This window comes from Enterobacter asburiae (assembly GCF_024599655.1).
In the GTDB taxonomy this organism is placed as follows: Bacteria; Pseudomonadota; Gammaproteobacteria; order Enterobacterales; family Enterobacteriaceae; genus Enterobacter; species Enterobacter asburiae_D.
This window is the reverse complement of sequence record NZ_CP102247.1, coordinates 3,275,596-3,296,705: the sequence shown is the minus strand read 5'-3', so window position 1 is coordinate 3,296,705 and position 21,110 is coordinate 3,275,596. Positions and strand designations below refer to the sequence as shown.

14 protein-coding genes are annotated in these 21,110 nt (G+C 56.0%); 8 read left to right on the top strand and 6 right to left on the bottom strand.

Translation table 11 applies throughout. The annotated features are described in order from the left end of the window. Window positions 1-55: 55 nt before the first annotated feature. The 7 genes from cmoM to NQ230_RS15750 all read left to right on the top strand — a co-directional run bounded on the left by cmoM (window position 56) and on the right by NQ230_RS15750 (window position 10,693). Complete coding sequence (gene cmoM, locus NQ230_RS15780) at window positions 56-835, top strand: tRNA uridine 5-oxyacetic acid(34) methyltransferase CmoM (protein WP_023311004.1); 780 nt, start codon at window positions 56-58, stop codon at window positions 833-835. A 3-nt stretch (window positions 836-838) separates the two neighbouring features. After that, complete coding sequence (gene mukF, locus NQ230_RS15775; protein ID WP_257258143.1) at window positions 839-2,161, top strand: chromosome partition protein MukF; 1,323 nt, start codon at window positions 839-841, stop codon at window positions 2,159-2,161. Beyond that, the gene (gene mukE, locus NQ230_RS15770; protein WP_008499954.1) at window positions 2,142-2,846 is read left to right on the top strand and encodes a chromosome partition protein MukE; all 705 of its coding nucleotides are present in this window, start codon (window positions 2,142-2,144) and stop codon (window positions 2,844-2,846) included. Before mukF ends, mukE begins: the two co-directional genes overlap by 20 nt. Continuing rightward, window positions 2,846-7,297 carry a chromosome partition protein MukB gene (mukB, locus tag NQ230_RS15765; RefSeq protein ID WP_213821843.1) on the top strand — a complete coding sequence of 1,484 codons (4,452 nt, stop codon included), beginning with the start codon at window positions 2,846-2,848 and terminating at the stop codon, window positions 7,295-7,297. Before mukE ends, mukB begins: the two co-directional genes overlap by 1 nt. A 178-nt stretch (window positions 7,298-7,475) precedes the next feature. Next, complete coding sequence (ldtD, locus tag NQ230_RS15760) at window positions 7,476-9,299, top strand: L,D-transpeptidase (RefSeq protein WP_257258140.1); 1,824 nt, start codon at window positions 7,476-7,478, stop codon at window positions 9,297-9,299. A gap of 174 nt (window positions 9,300-9,473) precedes the next feature. Next, entirely contained in the window at window positions 9,474-10,025 is a 552-nt protein-coding gene (gene mepK, locus NQ230_RS15755; RefSeq protein ID WP_023335137.1) for a peptidoglycan L,D-endopeptidase MepK, read from the top strand. 20 nt (window positions 10,026-10,045) lie between these two features. Next, the gene (locus tag NQ230_RS15750; protein ID WP_023311009.1) at window positions 10,046-10,693 is read left to right on the top strand and encodes an MBL fold metallo-hydrolase; all 648 of its coding nucleotides are present in this window, start codon (window positions 10,046-10,048) and stop codon (window positions 10,691-10,693) included. Between the two features lie 50 nt (window positions 10,694-10,743). Here NQ230_RS15750 and aspC read toward each other — a convergent pair whose 3' ends face one another. The 4 genes from aspC to pncB all read right to left on the bottom strand — a co-directional run bounded on the left by aspC (window position 10,744) and on the right by pncB (window position 16,628). Next, window positions 10,744-11,934 carry an aspartate transaminase gene (gene aspC / locus NQ230_RS15745; protein WP_047346900.1) on the bottom strand — a complete coding sequence of 397 codons (1,191 nt, stop codon included), beginning with the start codon at window positions 11,932-11,934 and terminating at the stop codon, window positions 10,744-10,746. Window positions 11,935-12,118: 184 nt separating this feature from the next. Beyond that, on the bottom strand, window positions 12,119-13,252 hold the full coding sequence (locus tag NQ230_RS15740) for a porin (protein WP_306671188.1): 1,134 nt from the start codon (window positions 13,250-13,252) through the stop codon (window positions 12,119-12,121). A gap of 606 nt (window positions 13,253-13,858) precedes the next feature. Continuing rightward, window positions 13,859-15,259 (bottom strand): asparagine--tRNA ligase, encoded by a 1,401-nt coding sequence (gene asnS / locus NQ230_RS15735; RefSeq protein ID WP_029739509.1) that lies wholly within the window; start codon window positions 15,257-15,259, stop codon window positions 13,859-13,861. 166 nt (window positions 15,260-15,425) lie between these two features. Next, a complete protein-coding gene (gene pncB / locus NQ230_RS15730; RefSeq protein WP_048991015.1) occupies window positions 15,426-16,628 on the bottom strand; it encodes a nicotinate phosphoribosyltransferase in 1,203 nt (400 codons plus the stop codon). A gap of 254 nt (window positions 16,629-16,882) precedes the next feature. Between pncB and pepN the strand changes: the two genes are divergently transcribed. Continuing rightward, on the top strand, window positions 16,883-19,495 hold the full coding sequence (pepN, locus tag NQ230_RS15725) for an aminopeptidase N (protein ID WP_257258136.1): 2,613 nt from the start codon (window positions 16,883-16,885) through the stop codon (window positions 19,493-19,495). Between the two features lie 51 nt (window positions 19,496-19,546). On the opposite strand, the gene ssuB is transcribed toward pepN, so the two are convergent. After that, on the bottom strand, window positions 19,547-20,317 hold the full coding sequence (gene ssuB / locus NQ230_RS15720; protein WP_257258134.1) for an aliphatic sulfonates ABC transporter ATP-binding protein: 771 nt from the start codon (window positions 20,315-20,317) through the stop codon (window positions 19,547-19,549). Then, window positions 20,314-21,105: an aliphatic sulfonate ABC transporter permease SsuC gene (gene ssuC / locus NQ230_RS15715; protein WP_023311016.1), complete on the bottom strand. Its 792-nt coding sequence runs from the start codon at window positions 21,103-21,105 to the stop codon at window positions 20,314-20,316. The genes ssuB and ssuC overlap by 4 nt, the downstream gene beginning before the upstream one ends. Window positions 21,106-21,110: the final 5 nt, after the last annotated feature.

Sequence of the window (21,110 nt, the reverse complement as noted above, 5' to 3'; positions counted from 1 at the left end):
TCCGCGCGGGTGTGACAAAATAGCGGTTTTGCAGTTAGCGAGTGGAACTCTCCCAATGCGGGATCGCAATTTTGATGACATCGCGGAAAAGTTTTCGCGCAACATTTATGGCACTACGAAAGGGCAGCTCCGTCAGACGATCCTCTGGCAGGATCTGGACACCATTCTGGCCACCTTTGGTGGTCAAACGTTGCGCGTGCTGGACGCCGGTGGCGGTGAAGGGCAGACGGCGATAAAAATGGCCGAGCGCGGTCATCACGTCACGCTTTGCGATCTTTCTGCTGAAATGGTCGCCCGCGCGACGCGTGCTGCAGAAGAGAAAGGTGTGAGCGACAACATGCATTTTATACAATGCGCCGCTCAGGACATCGCGCAGCATTTGGAAACCCAGGTTGATCTGATATTGTTTCATGCGGTGCTGGAGTGGGTTGCCGATCCGCAAAGCGTGTTACAAACCCTGTGGTCGATGTTACGCCCGGGCGGCACGCTGTCGCTGATGTTCTACAATGCTAACGGCTTCCTGATGCACAACATGGTTGCAGGAAACTTCGACTATGTTCAGGTCGGGATGCCCAAAAAGAAAAAGCGCACGCTTTCCCCGGACTATCCGCGCGATCCACAGCAGGTTTATGGCTGGCTGGAAGCGATTGGTTGGCAGATCGTCGGGAAGACGGGCGTCAGGGTGTTTCATGATTATCTGCGTGAAAAACACAAACAGCGTGACTGTTTTGACACCTTAACAGAATTAGAAACGCGGTATTGCCGTCAGGAGCCTTTTATCAGCCTTGGCCGCTATATTCACGTCACCGCGCACAAGCCGCAGATGCAAGGATAACCTATGAGTGAATTTTCCCAGACAGTCCCCGAACTGGTTGCCTGGGCCAGGAAAAACGATTTCTCCATCTCGCTGCCGGTAGACAGACTCTCTTTCCTGCTGGCGGTTGCCACGCTGAACGGCGAACGGCTGGACGGTGAAATGAGCGAGGGTGAACTGGTGGATGCGTTCCGCCATGTCAGTGATGCGTTTGAGCAAACCAGCGAAACCATTAGCGTGCGTGCCAACAACGCGATCAACGATATGGTGCGTCAACGTCTGCTGAACCGCTTTACCAGCGAGCAGGCGGAAGGAAACGCCATCTATCGCCTGACGCCGCTGGGCATCGGCATCACCGATTACTACATCCGCCAGCGTGAATTTTCCACGCTGCGTCTTTCCATGCAGCTCTCGATCGTGGCGGGTGAGCTTAAGCGCGCCGCCGACGCGGCGGATGAAAACGGTGACGAATTCCATTGGCACCGTAACGTCTACGCGCCGCTGAAATATTCGGTGGCAGAGATTTTCGACAGTATCGATCTCACCCAGCGCCTGATGGACGAACAGCAGCAGCAGGTGAAAGATGATATCGCGCAGCTGCTGAATAAAGACTGGCGAGCGGCCATCTCCAGCTGTGAACTTCTGCTGTCAGAAACCTCCGGCACGCTGCGCGAGCTCCAGGATACGCTGGAAGCCGCAGGGGACAAGCTGCAGGCTAACCTGCTGCGCATCCAGGACGCGACGCTGGCGCATGACGATCTGCATTTTATCGACCGTCTGGTGTTCGATCTGCAGAGCAAACTCGACCGCATTATCAGCTGGGGTCAGCAGTCGATCGACCTGTGGATCGGCTACGACCGACACGTGCATAAATTTATCCGTACCGCGATTGATATGGATAAAAACCGCGTCTTTGCTCAGCGTCTGCGTCAGTCGGTGCAGACCTATTTCGATGCGCCGTGGGCGCTGACCTACGCCAGTGCCGATCGTCTGCTGGATATGCGCGACGAAGAGATGGCGCTGCGCGATGAAGAGGTGACCGGTGAACTGCCGCCGGATCTGGAATACGAAGAATTTAACGAAATTCGCGAGCAGCTTGCGGCGATGATCGAAGAACAGCTTGCTGTCTACAAAACCAGACAAGCACCGCTGGATCTTGGCCTCGTGGTGCGCGACTATCTGGCGCAATATCCACGCGCGCGCCACTTCGACATTGCCCGCATTGTGGTAGACCAGGCGGTGCGCCTGGGCGTCGCGCAAGCAGATTTCACCGGGCTGCCGCCGAAGTGGCAGCCAATTAACGATTACGGAGCCAAGGTACAGGCGCATGTCATTGACAAATATTGAACAAGTGATGCCGGTTAAGCTGGCACAGGCGCTGGCGAATCCGTTATTTCCGGCGCTGGACAGCCAGCTGCGTGCCGGTCGTCACATTGGCTTAGACGAGCTGGATAATCACGCCTTTTTGATGGACTTTCAGGAGTACCTGGAAGAGTTTTACGCACGCTACAACGTGGAGCTTATCCGCGCGCCGGAAGGGTTTTTCTACCTGCGTCCGCGCTCCACGACGCTGATTCCGCGTTCCGTGCTCTCCGAGCTGGATATGATGGTCGGCAAAATTCTTTGCTACCTCTACCTCAGCCCTGAACGTCTGGCGAATGAAGGGATCTTCACCCAGCAGGAACTTTACGACGAGCTGTTGACGCTGGCTGATGAGAGCAAGCTGCTCAAGCTGGTGAACAACCGCTCCACGGGATCGGATCTTGACCGTCAGAAATTACAGGAAAAGGTTCGCTCTTCCCTGAACCGTCTGCGTCGTCTGGGCATGGTCTGGTTTATGGGCCACGACAGCAGCAAATTCCGCATCACGGAATCTGTCTTCCGCTTCGGCGCCGACGTGCGTGCGGGCGATGACGCGCGTGAAGCGCAGCTTCGCATGATCCGCGACGGTGAAGCGATGCCGGTGGAAAACCATTTGCAGCTCAATGATGAGCATGAAGAGAATCTGCCGGATAGCGGGGAGGAAGAGTAATGATTGAACGCGGTAAATTTCGCTCACTGACGCTGATTAACTGGAACGGCTTCTTTGCCCGAACGTTCGATCTGGATGAGCTGGTCACGACGCTCTCCGGCGGTAACGGTGCGGGTAAATCCACCACCATGGCGGCCTTTGTTACGGCGCTGATCCCCGATCTGACGCTGCTCCATTTCCGTAACACCACCGAAGCGGGGGCAACAAGCGGCTCCCGTGATAAAGGTCTGCACGGTAAGCTGAAGGCCGGCGTCTGTTATTCGGTTCTGGACGTCATTAACTCCCGTCATCAGCGCGTGGTGGTGGGCGTGCGCCTGCAGCAGGTTGCCGGTCGCGACCGCAAAGTGGATATCAAACCGTTTGCGATCCAGGGTCTGCCAACGTCCGTGCAGCCGACGTCGCTGCTGACGGAAACCCTGAACGAACGTCAGGCGCGCGTGCTGACGCTGCAGGAGCTGAAGGACAAGCTCGAAGCCATCGAAGGCGTGCAGTTCAAGCAGTTCAACTCCATTACCGACTACCACTCGCTGATGTTCGATCTGGGCGTGGTGGCGCGTCGTCTGCGCACGGCGTCAGACCGTAGCAAATATTACCGTCTGATCGAAGCGTCTCTGTACGGCGGTATCTCCAGCGCGATTACCCGCTCTCTGCGCGATTACCTGCTGCCGGAAAACAGCGGCGTGCGTAAGGCCTTCCAGGATATGGAAGCGGCGCTGCGTGAAAACCGCATGACGCTGGAAGCGATTCGCGTTACCCAGTCTGACCGCGACCTGTTTAAACACCTGATCAGCGAAGCCACCAACTACGTGGCGGCGGACTACATGCGCCACGCCAACGAGCGCCGGGTGCATCTCGATCAGGCATTAGAATACCGCCGCGAACTGTTTACCTCCCGTAAACAGCTGGTGGCAGAGCAGTACAAGCACGTTGAAATGGCGCGCGAGCTGGGCGAGCACAACGGGGCTGAAGGCGACCTGGAAGCCGATTACCAGGCCGCCAGCGATCACCTGAACCTGGTGCAGACCGCGCTGCGTCAGCAGGAAAAAATCGAGCGCTATGAAGCGGATCTCGATGAGCTGCAGATTCGTCTCGAAGAGCAGAATGAAGTGGTGGCCGAAGCCGCCGACATGCAGGAAGAGAACGAAGCCCGTGCCGAAGCGGCCGAGCTGGAAGTGGATGAGCTGAAAAGCCAGCTTGCCGATTACCAGCAGGCACTTGACGTGCAGCAGACGCGAGCGATTCAGTACACCCAGGCATTGCAGGCATTACAGCGTGCGAAAGAGTTGTGCCATCTGCCTGACCTGACGCCGGACAGCGCCGACGAGTGGCTGGATACCTTCCAGGCCAAAGAGCAGGAAGCCACCGAAAAACTGCTCTCCCTCGAACAGAAAATGAGCGTCGCGCAAACGGCGCACAGCCAGTTTGAGCAGGCTTATCAGCTGGTGGTCGCCATTAACGGCCCGCTGGCGCGTAGCGAAGCCTGGGACGTTGCCCGTGAACTGCTGCGCGACGGTGTGAACCAGCGCCATCTGGCCGAGCAAGTTCAGCCGCTGCGTATGCGCCTGAACGAGCTGGAGCAGCGCCTGCGCGAGCAGCAGGAAGCCGAGCGTCTGCTGGCGGAATTCTGCAAGCGTCAGGGAAAAAATTACGATTTCGACGAGCTTGAGGCCCTGCATCAGGAGCTGGAAGCGCGTATTGCGGCCCTGTCCGATACCGTATCAAACGCCAGCGAACAGCGTATGACGCTGCGTCAGGAGCTGGAGCAGATTCAGTCCCGTTCGAAGGCGCTCCTGCAGCGTGCGCCAGTCTGGCTGGCGGCGCAAAGCAGCCTGAATCAGCTCAGCGAGCAGTGCGGCGAGCAGTTCGAATCCAGCCAGGAAGTGACCGAATACCTGCAGCAGCTGCTGGAGCGCGAGCGCGAAGCCATTGTTGAGCGTGACGAAGTGGGCGCCCGCAAGCGCGACGTCGATGAAGAAATTGAGCGCTTAAGCCAGCCGGGCGGTTCAGAAGATCCGCGCCTGAATGCGCTAGCTGAGCGTTTTGGCGGCGTGCTGCTGTCCGAGATTTATGACGACGTTGGCCTTGACGATGCCCCGTACTTCTCCGCGCTGTACGGTCCATCCCGCAACGCGATCGTGGTCCCGGATCTGTCCCTGATTTCTGAGCAGCTTGCCGGCCTGGAAGATTGTCCGGAAGATCTTTACCTGATCGAAGGGGATCCGCAGTCGTTCGATGACAGCGTATTCAGCGTCGACGAGCTGGAAAAAGCTGTCGTGGTGAAAATCGCCGACCGTCAGTGGCGTTATTCCCGCTTCCCTGAGCTGCCGCTGTTTGGCCGCGCCGCGCGCGAAAGCCGCATCGAGAGCCTGCACGCCGAGCGTGAGACGCTGTCCGAACGTTTTGCGACCCTGTCGTTTGACGTGCAGAAAACCCAGCGTCTGCATCAGTCGTTCAGCCGCTTTATCGGCAGCCATCTCGCCGTAGCGTTTGACGCGGATCCGGAAGCCGAAATCCGCAAACTCAATACCCGCCGTGGCGAGCTGGAACGTGCGATTGCCAGCCATGAAAGTGATAACCAGCAGAGTCGCGTTCAGTTTGAACAGGCGAAAGAGGGCGTCGCTGCCCTTAACCGCATCCTGCCGCGCCTGAATCTGCTGGCGGACGACACGCTGGCTGACCGTGTGGATGAGATCCAGGAGCGTCTGGATGAAGCGCAGGAAGCCGCGCGTTTCGTTCAGCAGCACGGCAATCAGCTGGCGAAGCTGGAGCCCGTCGTGTCTGTACTGCAGAGCGATCCGGAACAGTTTGAGCAGTTAAAAGAAGATTATGCCTGGTCTCAGCAGGTGCAGCGCGAAGCGCGTCAGCAGGCGTTTGCCCTGACGGAAGTGGTGCAGCGTCGGGCCCACTTTGGCTACTCTGATTCGGCTGAAATGCTGAGCGGTAACAGCGACCTGAACGAAAAACTGCGTCAGCGCCTTGAGCAGGCGGAAGCGGAACGTACTCGCGCCCGCGAAGCAATGCGCAGCCACTCCGCTCAGTTGAACCAGTACAACCAGGTGCTGGCCTCGCTGAAAAGCTCCTTCGATACCAAGAAAGAGCTGTTAAACGATCTGCAGAAAGAGCTTCAGGACATCGGCGTGCGTGCCGACAGCGGGGCAGAAGAGCGTGCGCGTATTCGTCGTGACGAGCTGCATTCTCAGCTTAGCAATAACCGCGCGCGTCGTAATCAGCTGGAAAAAGCGCTGACCTTCTGCGAAGCGGAAATGGATAACCTGACCCGTCGCCTGCGCAAGCTGGAGCGCGACTACTTTGAGATGCGCGAGCAGGTCGTGACCGCCAAAGCGGGCTGGTGCGCGGTGATGCGCATGGTGAAAGACAATAACGTTGAGCGTCGTCTGCACCGTCGCGAGCTGGCGTACCTCTCTGCCGATGAGCTGCGTTCCATGTCGGATAAGGCGTTGGGGGCGCTGCGTCTGGCGGTGGCGGATAACGAACACCTGCGCGACGTGCTGCGTATGTCGGAAGATCCAAAACGTCCGGAACGTAAAATCCAGTTCTTCGTGGCGGTTTACCAGCACCTGCGCGAGCGTATTCGTCAGGACATCATCCGTACCGACGATCCGGTTGAAGCCATCGAACAGATGGAAATCGAGCTGGGTCGCCTGACGGAAGAGCTGACCTCCCGCGAGCAGAAGCTGGCGATCAGCTCCCGCAGCGTGGCGAACATCATTCGTAAAACCATTCAGCGCGAACAGAACCGTATTCGCCAGCTGAACCAGGGTCTGCAGAGCGTGTCGTTTGGTCAGGTGAACAGCGTGCGCCTCAACGTCAACGTGCGTGAAGCCCACGCGACGCTGCTGGAAGTGCTGTCTGAGCAGCACGAGCAGCATCAGGATCTGTTCAACAGCAACCGTCTGACCTTCTCCGAAGCGCTGGCGAAGCTGTATCAGCGCCTGAACCCGCAGATTGATATGGGGCAACGTACGCCGCAAACCATCGGTGAAGAGCTGCTGGACTACCGCAACTACCTGGAAATGGAAGTTGAGGTAAACCGTGGCTCAGACGGCTGGCTGCGTGCGGAATCCGGGGCGCTCTCTACCGGTGAAGCGATCGGTACCGGGATGTCAATTCTGGTGATGGTCGTACAGAGCTGGGAAGATGAAGCGCGCCGCCTGCGCGGCAAAGACATCTCGCCATGCCGACTGCTGTTCCTCGATGAGGCGGCGCGTCTTGATGCCCGCTCAATTGCCACGCTGTTCGAGCTTTGCGAACGTCTCGATATGCAGCTCATTATCGCGGCACCTGAGAACATCAGCCCCGAGAAGGGCACTACCTACAAACTGGTGCGTAAAGTGTTCCAGAACAGCGAACACGTTCACGTTGTGGGACTGCGTGGCTTTGCGCCGCAGCCGCCGGAGTCATTGCCGGAAACCACGGCGGACGCTTCCTGACGCGTCTTCTGACCCGAAGCGGCGCACTGGCGCCGCTTTTTTTTTAAACTTAACTTGTGCTTAGGGCTGCGTTATCTTTAAACTTCTTTACATAAGGTAAGGCAACAGCTTAGCCGTCTACCTATAATGAAAGAAAGCCCCAACGTGATGGGCATGTCGTGAAAACAGGGGGCAAGGGATGTTGCTTAAGAAAGAATGTGGTCGTCAGCTGTCTGCGCTGAGTTTATGCCTGGCAGTGATGTTTGCTCCGCTGTTAACCGCCCAGGCCGACGAGCCTGAAATTGTGCCGACTGACAGCTCGGCAACGACAGGCGCGCAGCCAACGTCGTTGTCCCAGCCGCTGGACCAGTCTCCGGCAACGGCTATCATGGCCGGTATTAAACCGCTGCCGGAAGGCATCGATGCCGAATCGCTCAGTCAGCAGCTGCAGTCGGAGCTGCCGTCAGGCTACACGCCTGTCTATATCAATCAGCTCACGCTCCTCTATGCTGCCCGCGATATGAAACCGATGTGGGAAAACCGCGATGCGGTGCGCGCCTTTCAGCAGCAACTGGCGGAGGTCGCGATTGCAGGGTTTCAGCCGCAGTTTACAAAGTGGGTTGAGCTGTTAACCGATCCTTCCGTCTCCGGGCAGGCGCGGGACGTGGTGCTTTCCGATGCCATGATGGGCTACCTGCAGTTCGTGGCGGGTATTCCGGTCAACGGCAACCGCTGGCTCTATAGCGATAAGCCGTACAAGCTGGCGACGCCGGCGCTGTCGGTGATTAACCAATGGCAGCTAGCGCTGGACAATGGCGAACTGCCGCGCTTTATCGCCAGCCTCGCACCGGCGCACCCACAATATGCCACTCTGCACCAGTCGCTCCTCGCACTGGTGGGGGACACGCGTCCGTGGCCACAAATGCGCAGTACCGCGACGCTGCGTCCGGGGCAGTGGAGCAGCGATGTGCCCGCCCTGCGCGAGATCCTGATGCGTTCTGGTCTTCTTGACGGCGGGCCGAAGATTGCTCTTCCGGGTGATGATCCACAAAGCGTCGCCGTCAGCCCGTCAGCGCCCGTGAAAGAGAAGAAAGCCGTTGTCCTGAGCAACAAACCTGCGGCTTACGATCGCGAGCTGGTGGCGGCCGTTAAGCAATTCCAGGCCGCTCAGGGGCTGGGGGCCGATGGCGTCATTGGTCAGACGACGCGCGACTGGCTGAACGTATCGCCTGCGCAGCGGGCAGGGGTGCTGGCGCTCAATATCCAGCGTTTGCGCTTGCTGCCGGGAACGCTCTCTACCGGAATTATGGTTAACATCCCGGCGTATTCCCTGGTCTATTATCAGGATGGTAGCGAAAAACTGGCGTCGCGCGTGATTGTCGGGCGTCCGGATCGTAAAACACCGATGATGAGCAGCGCGCTAAATAACGTGGTGGTTAACCCGCCGTGGAACGTGCCGCCGACCCTGGCGCGTAAAGACATTCTGCCGAAGGTCTGGAACGATCCGGGTTATCTGGAGCGTCATGGCTATACGGTGATGCGTGGATGGAACAGTAAAGAGGCTATCGATCCTTATATGGTCGACTGGTCGACGATCACCGCGTCGAATCTGCCGTTCCGTTTCCAGCAGGCTCCCGGGGCGCACAACTCTTTAGGGCGCTACAAATTCAATATGCCGAGTTCAGAAGCCATCTATCTTCACGATACGCCGAACCACAACCTGTTCCAGAAAGATACTCGCGCGCTGAGTTCTGGCTGCGTGCGCGTGAACAAAGCCTCGGAGCTGGCCAATATGCTGCTGCAGGATGCGGGCTGGAACGATACGCGCATCTCGGATGCCCTGAAACAGGGGGATACGCGTTACGTTAATATTCGCCACAATATTCCGGTCAATCTTTACTATCTGACGGCGTTTGTGGGTGAAGACGGGCGTACTCAGTATCGTACAGATATTTACAATTATGATCTCACCGCGCGATCCGGCGCACAAATTTTGCCAAAAGCGGAACAATTAATCAGGTAAATGAAGCAGTTCGGGAAAAATGATTGTCGTAAGTTATGGTGAATAGGGGGCTATATCGCTGCAAGCCGCATATTCACTGGGGTTGGGCGCCTTGACGTACCTGGTTTTGCCAGTTATGGTGCCCTTCGTGCGCTAAGCATATTACGATTTCTTTTACCTGTAGACCTGATTATCATGGACAAATTTGACGCTAATCGCCGCAAACTGCTGGCGTTAGGTGGCGTTGCGCTTGGCGCAGCGGCCATCCTGCCGACGCCAGCATTTGCCACCCTCTCGACACCTCGTCCGCGAGTTTTAACGCTCAACAATCTTCATACCGGTGAGTCGCTAAAAGCGGAGTTTTTTGATGGCAGAGGCTATATTCAGGATGAATTAGCAAGACTTAACCATTTTTTCCGTGATTTCCGCGCGAATAAAATAAAAGCCATCGATCCAGGACTGTTTGATCAGATTTTCCGCCTTCAGGGCCTGCTGGGCACCAGCAAGCCGGTGCAGCTCATCTCTGGCTATCGCTCGATTGATACCAATAATGAACTGCGCGCCCACAGCCGCGGGGTAGCGAAAAAAAGCTATCACACGAAGGGACAGGCAATGGATTTCCATATTGAAGGCGTTTCGTTAGCCAATATTCGCAAAGCCGCGTTATCTATGCGCGCAGGTGGTGTAGGATATTACCCCAGCAGCAACTTTGTGCATATTGATACCGGTCCGGTTCGGCACTGGTAATAACGAAACACAGGAGCAGTATGAACTATCGTATTATTCCGGTTACCGCGTTCTCCCAGAATTGTTCATTGATCTGGTGCGAACAGACTAAACTGGCCGCGCTTGTCGATCCCGGCGGTGACGCTGAGAAAATCAAGCAGGAAGTCGCAGCAAGCGGCGTCACGCTGATGCAGATTTTGCTCACTCATGGTCATCTTGACCATGTAGGTGCTGCGGCTGAACTGGCTGAACACTATGGTGTGCCGGTGATCGGCCCGGAAAAAGAAGATGAGTTCTGGCTGCAGGGGTTACCCGCCCAAAGCCGCATGTTTGGCCTTGATGAGTGTCAGCCCCTGACGCCCGATCGCTGGCTAAACGAGGGAGAGCGCGTTAACGTAGGGAATGTGACTTTACAGGTGTTGCATTGTCCTGGGCATACGCCAGGCCATATCGTCTTCTTTGATGACCAGTCCCGTCTGCTGATTTCCGGCGATGTGATCTTCAAAGGTGGCGTAGGACGCAGCGATTTTCCGCGCGGCGACCACGGGCAGCTGATTCAGTCGATTAAACAAAAGTTATTGCCGCTGGGCGATGACGTTACGTTTATTCCTGGACACGGTCCGATGTCGACGCTGGGCTATGAACGGCTCCATAACCCGTTCCTTCAGGATGAAATGCCTGTCTGGTAACCAGAATAAAAAAAAGCCTGCATAGCGCAGGCTTTTTTTATGGGCGCAAATTACAGTACGGCGACAATCGCTTCGCACAGTGGCGCCATGTTGTCAGGCGTCATGCCTGCAACGTTCACGCGTCCAGACGCTACGGCGTACACGCCAAACTCTTCACGCAGACGCAGAACCTGCTCTTTGGTCAGGCCGCTGAACGAGAACATGCCGTTCTGTTTGATGATAAAGCTGAAGTCGCGGTCCGCGCCTTTCTCAGCCAGGGTGTTCACAAACAGCAGGCGCATGCGCTGAATGCGCTGGCGCATATCGTTCAGCTCTTGTTCCCAGATAGCGCGCAGCGCATCGTTGCTCAGGATGGTGGCAACAACAGACGCACCGTGTGCCGGTGGGTTAGAGTAGTTCGCGCGGATAACCGATTTCATCTGGCTGAACGCACGATCAACGGTCTCTTCGTTAGCTGCAACCAGCGTACAGGCACCTACGCGCTCATTGTACAGACCGAAGTTCTTGGAATAAGAACTCGCGACAATCAGCTCCTGATGCACCGCGGCGAACGCGCGCAGGCCTTCGGCATCTTCTTCCAGACCACGGGCGAAGCCCTGGTAGGCAAAGTCAAACAGCGGCAGCCAGCCTTTTTCTACGGACAGCTTCGCCAGGTGTTCCCACTGCTCAAGCGTCGGGTCGATACCGGTTGGGTTGTGGCAGCAGCCGTGGAACAGCACCACGTCACCTGCCTGCGCTTCGCTCAGGCTCGCCAGCAGGCCGTCAAAGTCGAGAGAGTGGTTTGCCGCGTCGTAGTAAGCATATTCACGCACTTCCAGACCCGCAGAGTTAAACACGCTCTTGTGGTTTGGCCAGCTTGGGTTGCTCACCCATACGCGCTTAACAGAGGTGTTTTTCGCCAGGAAATCCGCCGCCACGCGCAGCGCACCGGTACCGCCTGGGGTCTGTGCTGTACGGGCACGTTTGTCACTCACAATTGCGCTGCCTTTACCGAACAGCAGCTCCTGGGTGCAGCGACCAAATTCAGGGATACCATCAATACCGAGGTAGTTTTTGGTGGTTTCGTTTTCCAGCAGATACTGCTCAGCTTTCTTAACGCTGGTCAGTACCGGAGTTTTGCCGGTTTCATCTTTATATACACCAATACCCAGGTTGATTTTGCCAGGGCGGTCGTCGGCACGAAACAGATCGGCCAGGCCCAGAATAGGGTCGGCAGGAGCGGCGGTAATGTTCTCAAACATGACGAAGTTCCATTGTGATTACAGAAGTGAAATCCGCTATCAGGTTAACGGTAGATTTACAAAATGCCAACCGTTTGCGACGAAAAGCGTGCGGCTTTTCAAAAGTCGCCATTATTTTCTGTCACGCATAAAAAAACAGGGCCGAAGCCCTGTTCATTAAGCATATAACAAAGTGGTGTACTGATTAGAACTGGTAAACAGCTGCCAGACCAACCTGGTCGTCGGTACCAACCCAGCCGCCGCCAGTGCGCTTGGCCTGATCTTCGTCGATCAGGTTGATGCGGTAGTCAGCAGACACGTTGAAGTTTTTGTTGAAGTAGTAAGTAGCACCAACTTCAACGTATTTAGCCAGATCTGCATCGCCGCCAGATACGGTGTTCAGGTTTTTACCTTTACTCTGAACGTAGGACAGGGATGGACGCAGACCGAAGTCGAACTGGTACTGAGCGATAACTTCGAAGTTCTGGGTTTTGTTCGCTACGTTGAACACGTCACCAGAAGCATCAGGAGTGTTGGAACCGGTGGTGTTAGCCAGGAGGCTCATATTGCGGGTTTCAGCGTATACAGCAGCCAGATACAGGCTGTTTGCATCGTATTTACCGCCAATTGCCCATGCTTCGGCTTTGTCGCCTTTACCATCGGCCTTCTGGTCAAGAGTACGGTTAGCATTGCTGTATGCGCCAGTCAGAGCAAAGCCGCTGCCGAAGTCATAAGCTACAGAGTAACCAACACCGTCGCCATTCGCACGACGCAGGTCAGCGCGCTCGTTTTTAGCCTGGTACTGGAGGCCGAAGCTCAGACCATCAACCAGACCAAAGAAATCGTTGTTACGGTAGGTCAGCAGGCCAGTAGAACGGCTGGTCATGTAGTTATCAACATTGCCGCCGCCCCATGTTTCGCCGGACCAGGTTGGCGCCATGTCGGTGTAGGATTCTACATCGTATACGATACCGTAGTTACGGCCGTAGTCGAGGCTGCCAGCGTCAGCCATTTTCAGGCCAGCGAATGCCAGACGAGTACGAGTAGAGTTGTTTGCAGACTGTTCACCTTCCGCAGAGCTGGCCAGTGCACGGTATTCCCACTGACCATAACCGGTCAGTTGGTCGTTGATCTGAGTTTCGCCTTTGAAACCGATCTGTGCGTAAGTTGAATCTGAGTTGTTAGTGTTATCGCCATTAGTAACGAAGTCACGCTCAGCATTAACTTTTCCGTACAGATCCAGTTTGTTGCCGTTCTTGTTATAGATTTCTGCAGCGTTAGCTGCACCGGCTACCAGCAGGGCAGGGATTACCACTGCCAGAATATTGCGCTTCATCATTATTTATTACCCTCATTGGTTTTTTTATGACACTCGCCACTGCCGTCAATAAATTCTGTCAATAAATATTTCCGGAACTATTGATGAGAGTTTGGTGTCTTTATGTATCTGACAGGCATCTTTCCATTCGGCGAAGCGTTTCGCTAGCCTGAAAGTGCTACAATTATCAAGATTAAGTAACCAAAAGAAATTATGTGTAACTAAATATGTATTTTTGGGAACTTTGTGAACCACCTCAAACTTCAGACCCGCCTGGCGAATTAAACGGCAAAACCTATCCTATATATATGAATTGCTTATGATTAATTGAGATAAAGGTGATTCGTATAAACAGACGTTAAACGACTCTGTTTTTCTTATGACCCCAAAAAGACTTCTGGATGGCTGTAAAAGTGGTTGAAATTTGTGCTATCGCTTGAGGAAGTAATAATCGCAATAAGAATGGGGTTTATTTTTTGTGGCTAGATATTTCGCGGAAACAAAACGTAACAGGTAGTGGTTGTGACGGGGTGAAGGTTTAAAGACGCTGACTTTGCGCTGACGAAAACTGACAATACAGAATAAAATAATGGCCAGCATAAGCTGGCCATTTTAGTCTTGTACCGATTAGAAGCTGGCGTTACGTGGAGTACGTGGGAAAGGAATCACGTCACGTACGTTCTGAACACCGGTAACGTAGGCAATCAGACGCTCGAAGCCCAGACCAAAACCAGCGTGCGGTACGGTACCGTAACGACGCAGATCGCGGTACCAGCTGTAGTCAGCTGGGTTGAGCCCCATCTCTTCCATACGCGCGTCCAGCACGTCAAGACGCTCTTCACGCTGAGAGCCACCGATGATTTCACCAATGCCCGGCGCCAGTACGTCCATCGCTGCCACGGTTTTACCGTCTTCGTTAAGGCGCATATAGAAGGCCTTAATGTCTTTCGGGTAGTTTTTAACCACAACCGGCGCTTTGAAATGCTTCTCAGCCAGATAGCGTTCGTGCTCAGACGCCAGGTCAACGCCCCAGTAAACCGGGTTCTCGAACGTCTCACCGCATTTCTCGAGGATCGCCACCGCGTCGGTATAGTCCACCTGTGCAAAGTCGGCGGACACGAAACGCTCCAGACGGGCCACAGCATCGCTGTCTACGCGTTCTGCGAAGAATTTCATGTCGTCAGGACGCTCTTCCAGCACCGCTTTGAACACATACTTCAGCATCGCTTCCGCCAGACCCGCAACATCGTCCAGGTCGGCGAACGCCACTTCAGGCTCCAGCATCCAGAATTCCGCCAGGTGACGGCTGGTGTTGGAGTTTTCGGCACGGAAGGTTGGGCCAAAGGTGTAGATCTTAGACAGCGCACAGGCGTACGTTTCGCCGTTGAGCTGACCGGATACCGTCAGGAAAGCTTCTTTACCAAAGAAGTCTTTGTCATAGTCCACTTTACCTTCAGGCGTGCGCGGCAGGTTTTCCATGTCCAGCGTCGAGACGCGGAACATCTCACCGGCACCTTCCGTATCGGAGGCGGTGATCAGCGGAGTAGACACCCAGAAGTAACCCTGCTCATCGAAGAAACGATGCAGCGCCTGCGCCAGCGTATGACGCACGCGCGCCACCGCACCAATCAGGTTGGTACGCGGACGCAGGTGGGCGACTTCACGCAGATATTCGATGCTGTGACGTTTTGCCGCCATCGGATAGGTGTCCGGATCTTCAACCCAGCCGGTGACTTCAATCGCAGAGGCCTGAATTTCGAAGCTCTGGCCCTGGCCAGGTGATGCCACCACAACGCCAGTCACAATGACCGAACAACCCGTTGTCAGGCGCAGAACGTCATCATTGTAATTGGGCAGAGAATTATTAATGACGGCCTGTACAGGATCAAAGCAGGAACCGTCATAGACGGCAAGGAAGGAGATGCCAGCTTTAGAATCTCGGCGGGTACGCACCCATCCGCGCACGGTGACTTCCTGGTCAACGGCGACACGGCCCTGGAGTACGTCGGCTACAGGCACAACGCTCATAATATTCTCTCTGTTAATAGTCGGAAAAAATAGACACTTGTCCACCCTTATGGGGGGATATCTATGTTACCTGCCATCCGCTATCAGACAAGTAAATTTCGCAGTCAAAAGAGAAGAATTGAGAAATAAACAAGGAGAAGGGAGCCATGAAGGCTCCCGTAAGCGCTTAACTGGCTTTTTTGATCTGGGGAAGATCGAACGCTTTGCGCAATGCGCGGACAAACGCTTTGTCATGGCAGATGGTTTTACCCGGGCTGTCGGAGAGTTTTGCCACCGGCTTGCCGTTACATTCCACCAGTTTGATGACGATATTCAGAGGTTTTACCTGAGGAATATCGCAGGTCAGACGGGTACCAATTCCGAAACTCAGGTTCACCCGGGTGTTGAAATGGCGATAGAGTTCGACCGCTTTCGCCAGGTCGAGATTATCGGAGAAGACCAGCACCTTGCTCATCGGATCGATGCCGAGTTTCTCGTAATGGGCAATGGCCTTCTCGCCCCATTCAACCGGATCCCCGGAGTCGTGGCGTAAACCCTGGTAACGTTCAGCGAACTCGGGACCAAAGTCGCGCAGGAAGGCATCCATCGTAATACAATCGGTGAGGGCGATCCCGAGCTGATTCGGGTACTCCTCAAGCCATGCGGCCAGCGCCGCGCGCTGGCTGTTAGCCAGGTCGGGGCTGATCTGCTGATGCGCCTGGAACCACTCGTGCGCCTGGGTGCCCATCGGCGTCAGGCTGAGGCGGCGCGCCAGATCGTAGTTACTGGTGCCCACGAACCACGGCTCCTGCTGCAGACGTTTAACGATGGCTTCCTGAACGTCACGCGAGAAACGGCGGCGGGTGCCAAAGTCCATCAGGCGGAAGCGGGACATGTCCAGCCCTTCGGTCAGCGTAGAGAAAGCAGCGAGTTTATTTTCCAGCGCGGCGACCGCCTGCTCGACGCCCGTTTCCGGCGAACGGTAGCGGTGAGCCAGTTCACTGATCACCGCCAGAAGCGGCACTTCCCACATGATCACTTCCCGCCACGGCCCTTCAAGGCGAATATCCAGCTTGCCGTTATCGTTAAGCACGGTGACCTGCTCCGGCTTATAGCGGAAATCGCGCAGCCAGTTCAGGTAGTCGGCTTTGAAGAAAGGCAGGCCAGAAAGCCACTGATATTCCTCGTCCTGCAGCGTCAGATGCTGCATAGCATTGACCTGTTCACGAATGGCGTCTGCGTAGATACCAAGCAAGTCGTCGCCACGACAGCGGAATTCCGCCGCGACATGAACGTCATAGTAATGGTGGAAAACGGCTTGCTGCATATGCAGTTTATACGCGTCGGTATCCAGCAACGTATGCAGAACTGGAGAAGCGAATTGAGTCATAGGTGCGCAGTAGCATCCTCTCACAGGAGCGTTTAGTACAATAAACAACTCCGGAGTATACCTTGTTTAGTGATTTATTGAACCCCGATCACAACATAAGCGCGTTTTATGGTCGAGGGCATTTTGTGCCCCGTGTTATACAAATGTAGCAAAAAACGGTTTTGCCCCTGAAAAGATGAACATTCTGCATAGCGCGTTTTGCGCAACAGGAATATATTGAAACGTTACTCGACAAACGATGCATAAGGTTTTCTATGACACAACAGCCACAAGCCAAATACCGCCACGACTACCGTGCGCCGGATTACCTGATTAGCGAAATCGATCTGACTTTTGACCTGGATGCCACTAAAACCGTTGTCACGGCGGTGAGCCAGGTGACGCGCCACAGCGCAACTGCGGTGCCGCTGCGTCTGGATGGTGAAGACCTGACGCTGGTCTCCCTGCATATTAATGATGAAGCCTGGTCAGACTATAAAGAAGAAAACAACCAGCTGGTCATCGACAACCTGCCGGAACAGTTTACGCTGCGCATCGTGAATGAAATTAGCCCTGCCGCCAACACCGCGCTGGAAGGGCTTTACCAGTCAGGCGTGGCGCTGTGTACCCAGTGTGAAGCGGAAGGGTTCCGCCACATTACGTGGTATCTCGACCGTCCGGACGTCCTGGCGCGCTTCACCACCAAAATCATCGCCGATAAAACTCTGTATCCCTTCCTGCTCTCCAACGGTAACCGCGTAGGCGAAGGCGAGCTGGAGAATGGCCGTCACTGGGTGCAGTGGCAGGATCCCTTCCCGAAACCGTGCTACCTGTTTGCGCTGGTGGCGGGGGATTTCGACGTGCTGCGCGACACCTTCAAAACGCGTTCAGGCCGCGACGTAGCGCTGGAACTGTTTGTTGACCGCGGCAACCTTGACCGTGCGCCGTGGGCAATGACCTCCCTCATCAACTCCATGAAGTGGGACGAGGAGCGCTTCGGCCTCGAATATGACCTCGACATCTATATGATCGTCGCCGTCGATTTCTTCAACATGGGCGCAATGGAGAACAAAGGCCTTAACGTCTTTAACTCCAAATACGTGCTGGCGCGTACCGATACCGCAACGGACAAAGACTACCTCGACATCGAACGCGTTATCGGCCATGAATATTTCCACAACTGGACCGGTAACCGCGTTACCTGCCGCGACTGGTTCCAGCTGAGCCTGAAAGAGGGCCTGACCGTCTTCCGCGATCAGGAATTCAGCTCCGATCTGGGTTCACGCGCGGTGAACCGCATCAACAACGTGCGCACCATGCGTGGTCTGCAGTTTGCGGAAGATGCCAGCCCAATGGCGCACCCGATCCGCCCGGATAAAGTCATCGAGATGAACAACTTCTACACCCTGACGGTGTACGAGAAGGGCGCTGAAATTATCCGCATGATCCACACCCTGCTGGGTGAGGAGAACTTCCAGAAAGGGATGCAGCTGTATTTCGAGCGTCATGACGGCAGCGCGGCCACCTGCGACGATTTTGTGCAGGCAATGGAAGATGCCTCTAATGTCGATCTTTCCCACTTCCGCCGCTGGTACAGCCAGGCCGGTACGCCGATTGTTACCGTCAAAGACGACTACAATCCGGAAACCGAGCAGTACACCCTGACCATCAGCCAGCGCACGCCGCCGACGGCGGAGCAGGAAGAGAAATATCCGCTGCATATTCCGTTCAGCATTGAGCTGTACGATAACGAAGGCAAAGTTATCCCACTCCAGAAGGGCGGCCACCCGGTACACCACGTGCTGAACGTGACCCAGGCCGAGCAGACCTTTATCTTCGATAACGTCTACTTCCAGCCGGTACCTGCGCTGCTGTGCGAATTTTCCGCGCCGGTGAAGCTGGAGTATAAGTGGAGCGATCAGCAGCTGACGTTCCTGATGCGTCACGCGCGTAACGACTTCTCCCGCTGGGATGCGGCGCAAAGCCTGCTGGCGACCTACATTAAGATCAACGTTAACCGTCATCAGCAGGGCCAGCCGCTGTCGCTGCCTGTCCACGTGGCTGACGCGTTCCGCGCGATCCTACTGGATGAGAAGATTGACCCGGCGCTGGCCGCTGAAATTCTGACCCTGCCGTCAGCGACTGAAATCGCCGAGTTGTTTGATATCATCGATCCGATTGCCATCGTGGCGGTGCGTGAAGCGCTGACCCGTACGCTGGCTGCAGAACTGGCCGATGAGTTCCTGGCCATTTATAACGCCAATAAGCTTGACGCGTATCGCGTTGAGCACGCGGACATTGGTAAACGTTCTCTGCGCAATACCTGCCTGCGCTATCTGGCGTTTGGTGAAACCGGGCTGGCGAACACCCTGGTGAGCAAGCAGTATCACGAAGCGGATAACATGACCGACGCGCTGGCCGCGCTGGGCGCAAGCGTTGCCGCCGAACTGCCGTGTCGTGATGCGCTGATGCAGGAGTACGACGACAAGTGGCATCAGGATGGCCTGGTGATGGACAAGTGGTTCATCCTGCAGGCGACCAGCCCGGCAGCCGATGCGCTCAGCAAAGTGCGCAGCCTGCTGAAGCATCGCTCCTTTACCCTGAGCAACCCAAACCGCGTGCGCTCTCTGATTGGCGCGTTTGCCAGCAGCAACCCGGCGGCGTTCCACGCTGAAGACGGCAGCGGTTATCAGTTCATGGTGGAAATGCTGACCGAGCTGAACAGCCGTAACCCGCAGGTGGCGTCCCGCCTGATTGAGCCGCTGATCCGTCTGAAGCGTTATGATGCGAAGCGTCAGGCGAAGATGCGTGCCGCGCTTGAGCAGCTGAAAGGGCTGGAGAACCTGTCTGGCGATCTGTACGAGAAGATTGCTAAGGCACTGGCCTGATAGAAAGCTTAACCCTCCCTCTCCCTGTGGGAGAGGGCCGGGGTGAGGGCATCAGGCATTAGCCTTAGCTCGTTCTAACTCCGTACCCCCACGCTTCATCACCCGATCCAACACCTCAGCTTCCAGCTCCGCCAGCCTTGCCGAGCCCACGCGGCGAGGACGCGGGATATCCACCGTCAGATCCAGACCTATTTTCCCGTCCTCTATTAACAGCACACGGTCAGCCATCGCGACGGCTTCGCTCACGTCATGCGTCACCAGCAGTACCGTAAAGCCGTGCGCCTGCCACAGGGAACCAATCAAATCCTGCATTTCGATCCGCGTCAGGGCATCGAGCGCGCCGAGCGGTTCATCAAGCAACAGCAGGCCCGGTCGGTGAATCAGCGCCCGCGCCAGCGCCACGCGCTGCTTTTGCCCACCCGAGAGGGCTGACGGCCATTCACCCGCACGATTTTCCAGCCCAACGGCGGCCAGCGCCTGGCGGGCTTCATCCCGCCAGTTGCCCTTCAGACCGAGCCCGACATTGTCGATAACCGTTTTCCACGGCAGCAGGCGCGCGTCCTGAAACATCATGCGGGTATCGTCCTGAATATTCGAAAGCGGCGTCGTTCCTGCCAGAATATCACCGCCGTTGGGGGCTTCCAGTCCGGCCAGAAGGCGTAGCAGAGTACTCTTGCCGCCGCCGCTGCGCCCGACAACGGCCACAAATTGTCCGGCGGGAATATGCAGATCCAGCCCGTTAAGAATGGTGTTTTCGCCGTAGCGTTTGGTCACGCCGTTCAGCAGTAACGGCGTTCCCTGGTTCAGTCGTGCTGTATTCATGCTTTCGCCTCCTGAAGGGTGTAGGCCGGGTTCCAGCGCAGCCAGCTGCGCTCCAGCCACTGGGCGCTAACGTCGGCGAGTTTGCCGAGCAGGGCATACAGAATGATGGCAACCACCACCACGTCCGTTTGCAGGAATTCACGGGCGTTCATCGCCAGGTAGCCAATGCCTGAGTTGGCCGAGATGGTCTCCGCCACAATCAGCGTCAGCCACATCAGGCCGAGCGCAAATCGCACCCCGACCATAATGGAGGGCAGGGCGCCCGGCAGGATCACGTGTATAAAGAGAGAAAAACCCGATAGGCCGTAGCTGCGCGCCATCTCCACCAGACCGCGATCGATGTTGCGGATGCCGTGCCAGGTGTTGATGTAGATCGGGAACAATGTGCCCAGCGCCACGAGGAAGATCTTGGCGCTCTCATCAATACCAAACCACAGGATAACCAGTGGGATCAGCGCCAGATGCGGCACGTTGCGCAGCATCTGAATGGAGGTATCCAGCAGCCGCTCGCCCCAGCGGGAAAGGCCGCTAATCAAGCCCAGAACCAGACCGATGCTGCCGCCGATGGAAAACCCAATCACGGCGCGCCAGGAGCTGATCGCCAGATGCTGCCACAGCTCACCGCTCACGCTCAGCGACCAGAACGCTTCTACGACGCCCTCCGGAGAGGGCAGAATGCGGCTCGATAGCCAGCCGGTGGACGACGCGAGCTGCCAGAGAGCCACAATGCCGACGGGTAAAAACCACGGCGCGGCGCGCAGCAGCCATTTTTGTGAGGTGGCAGACATGGTCA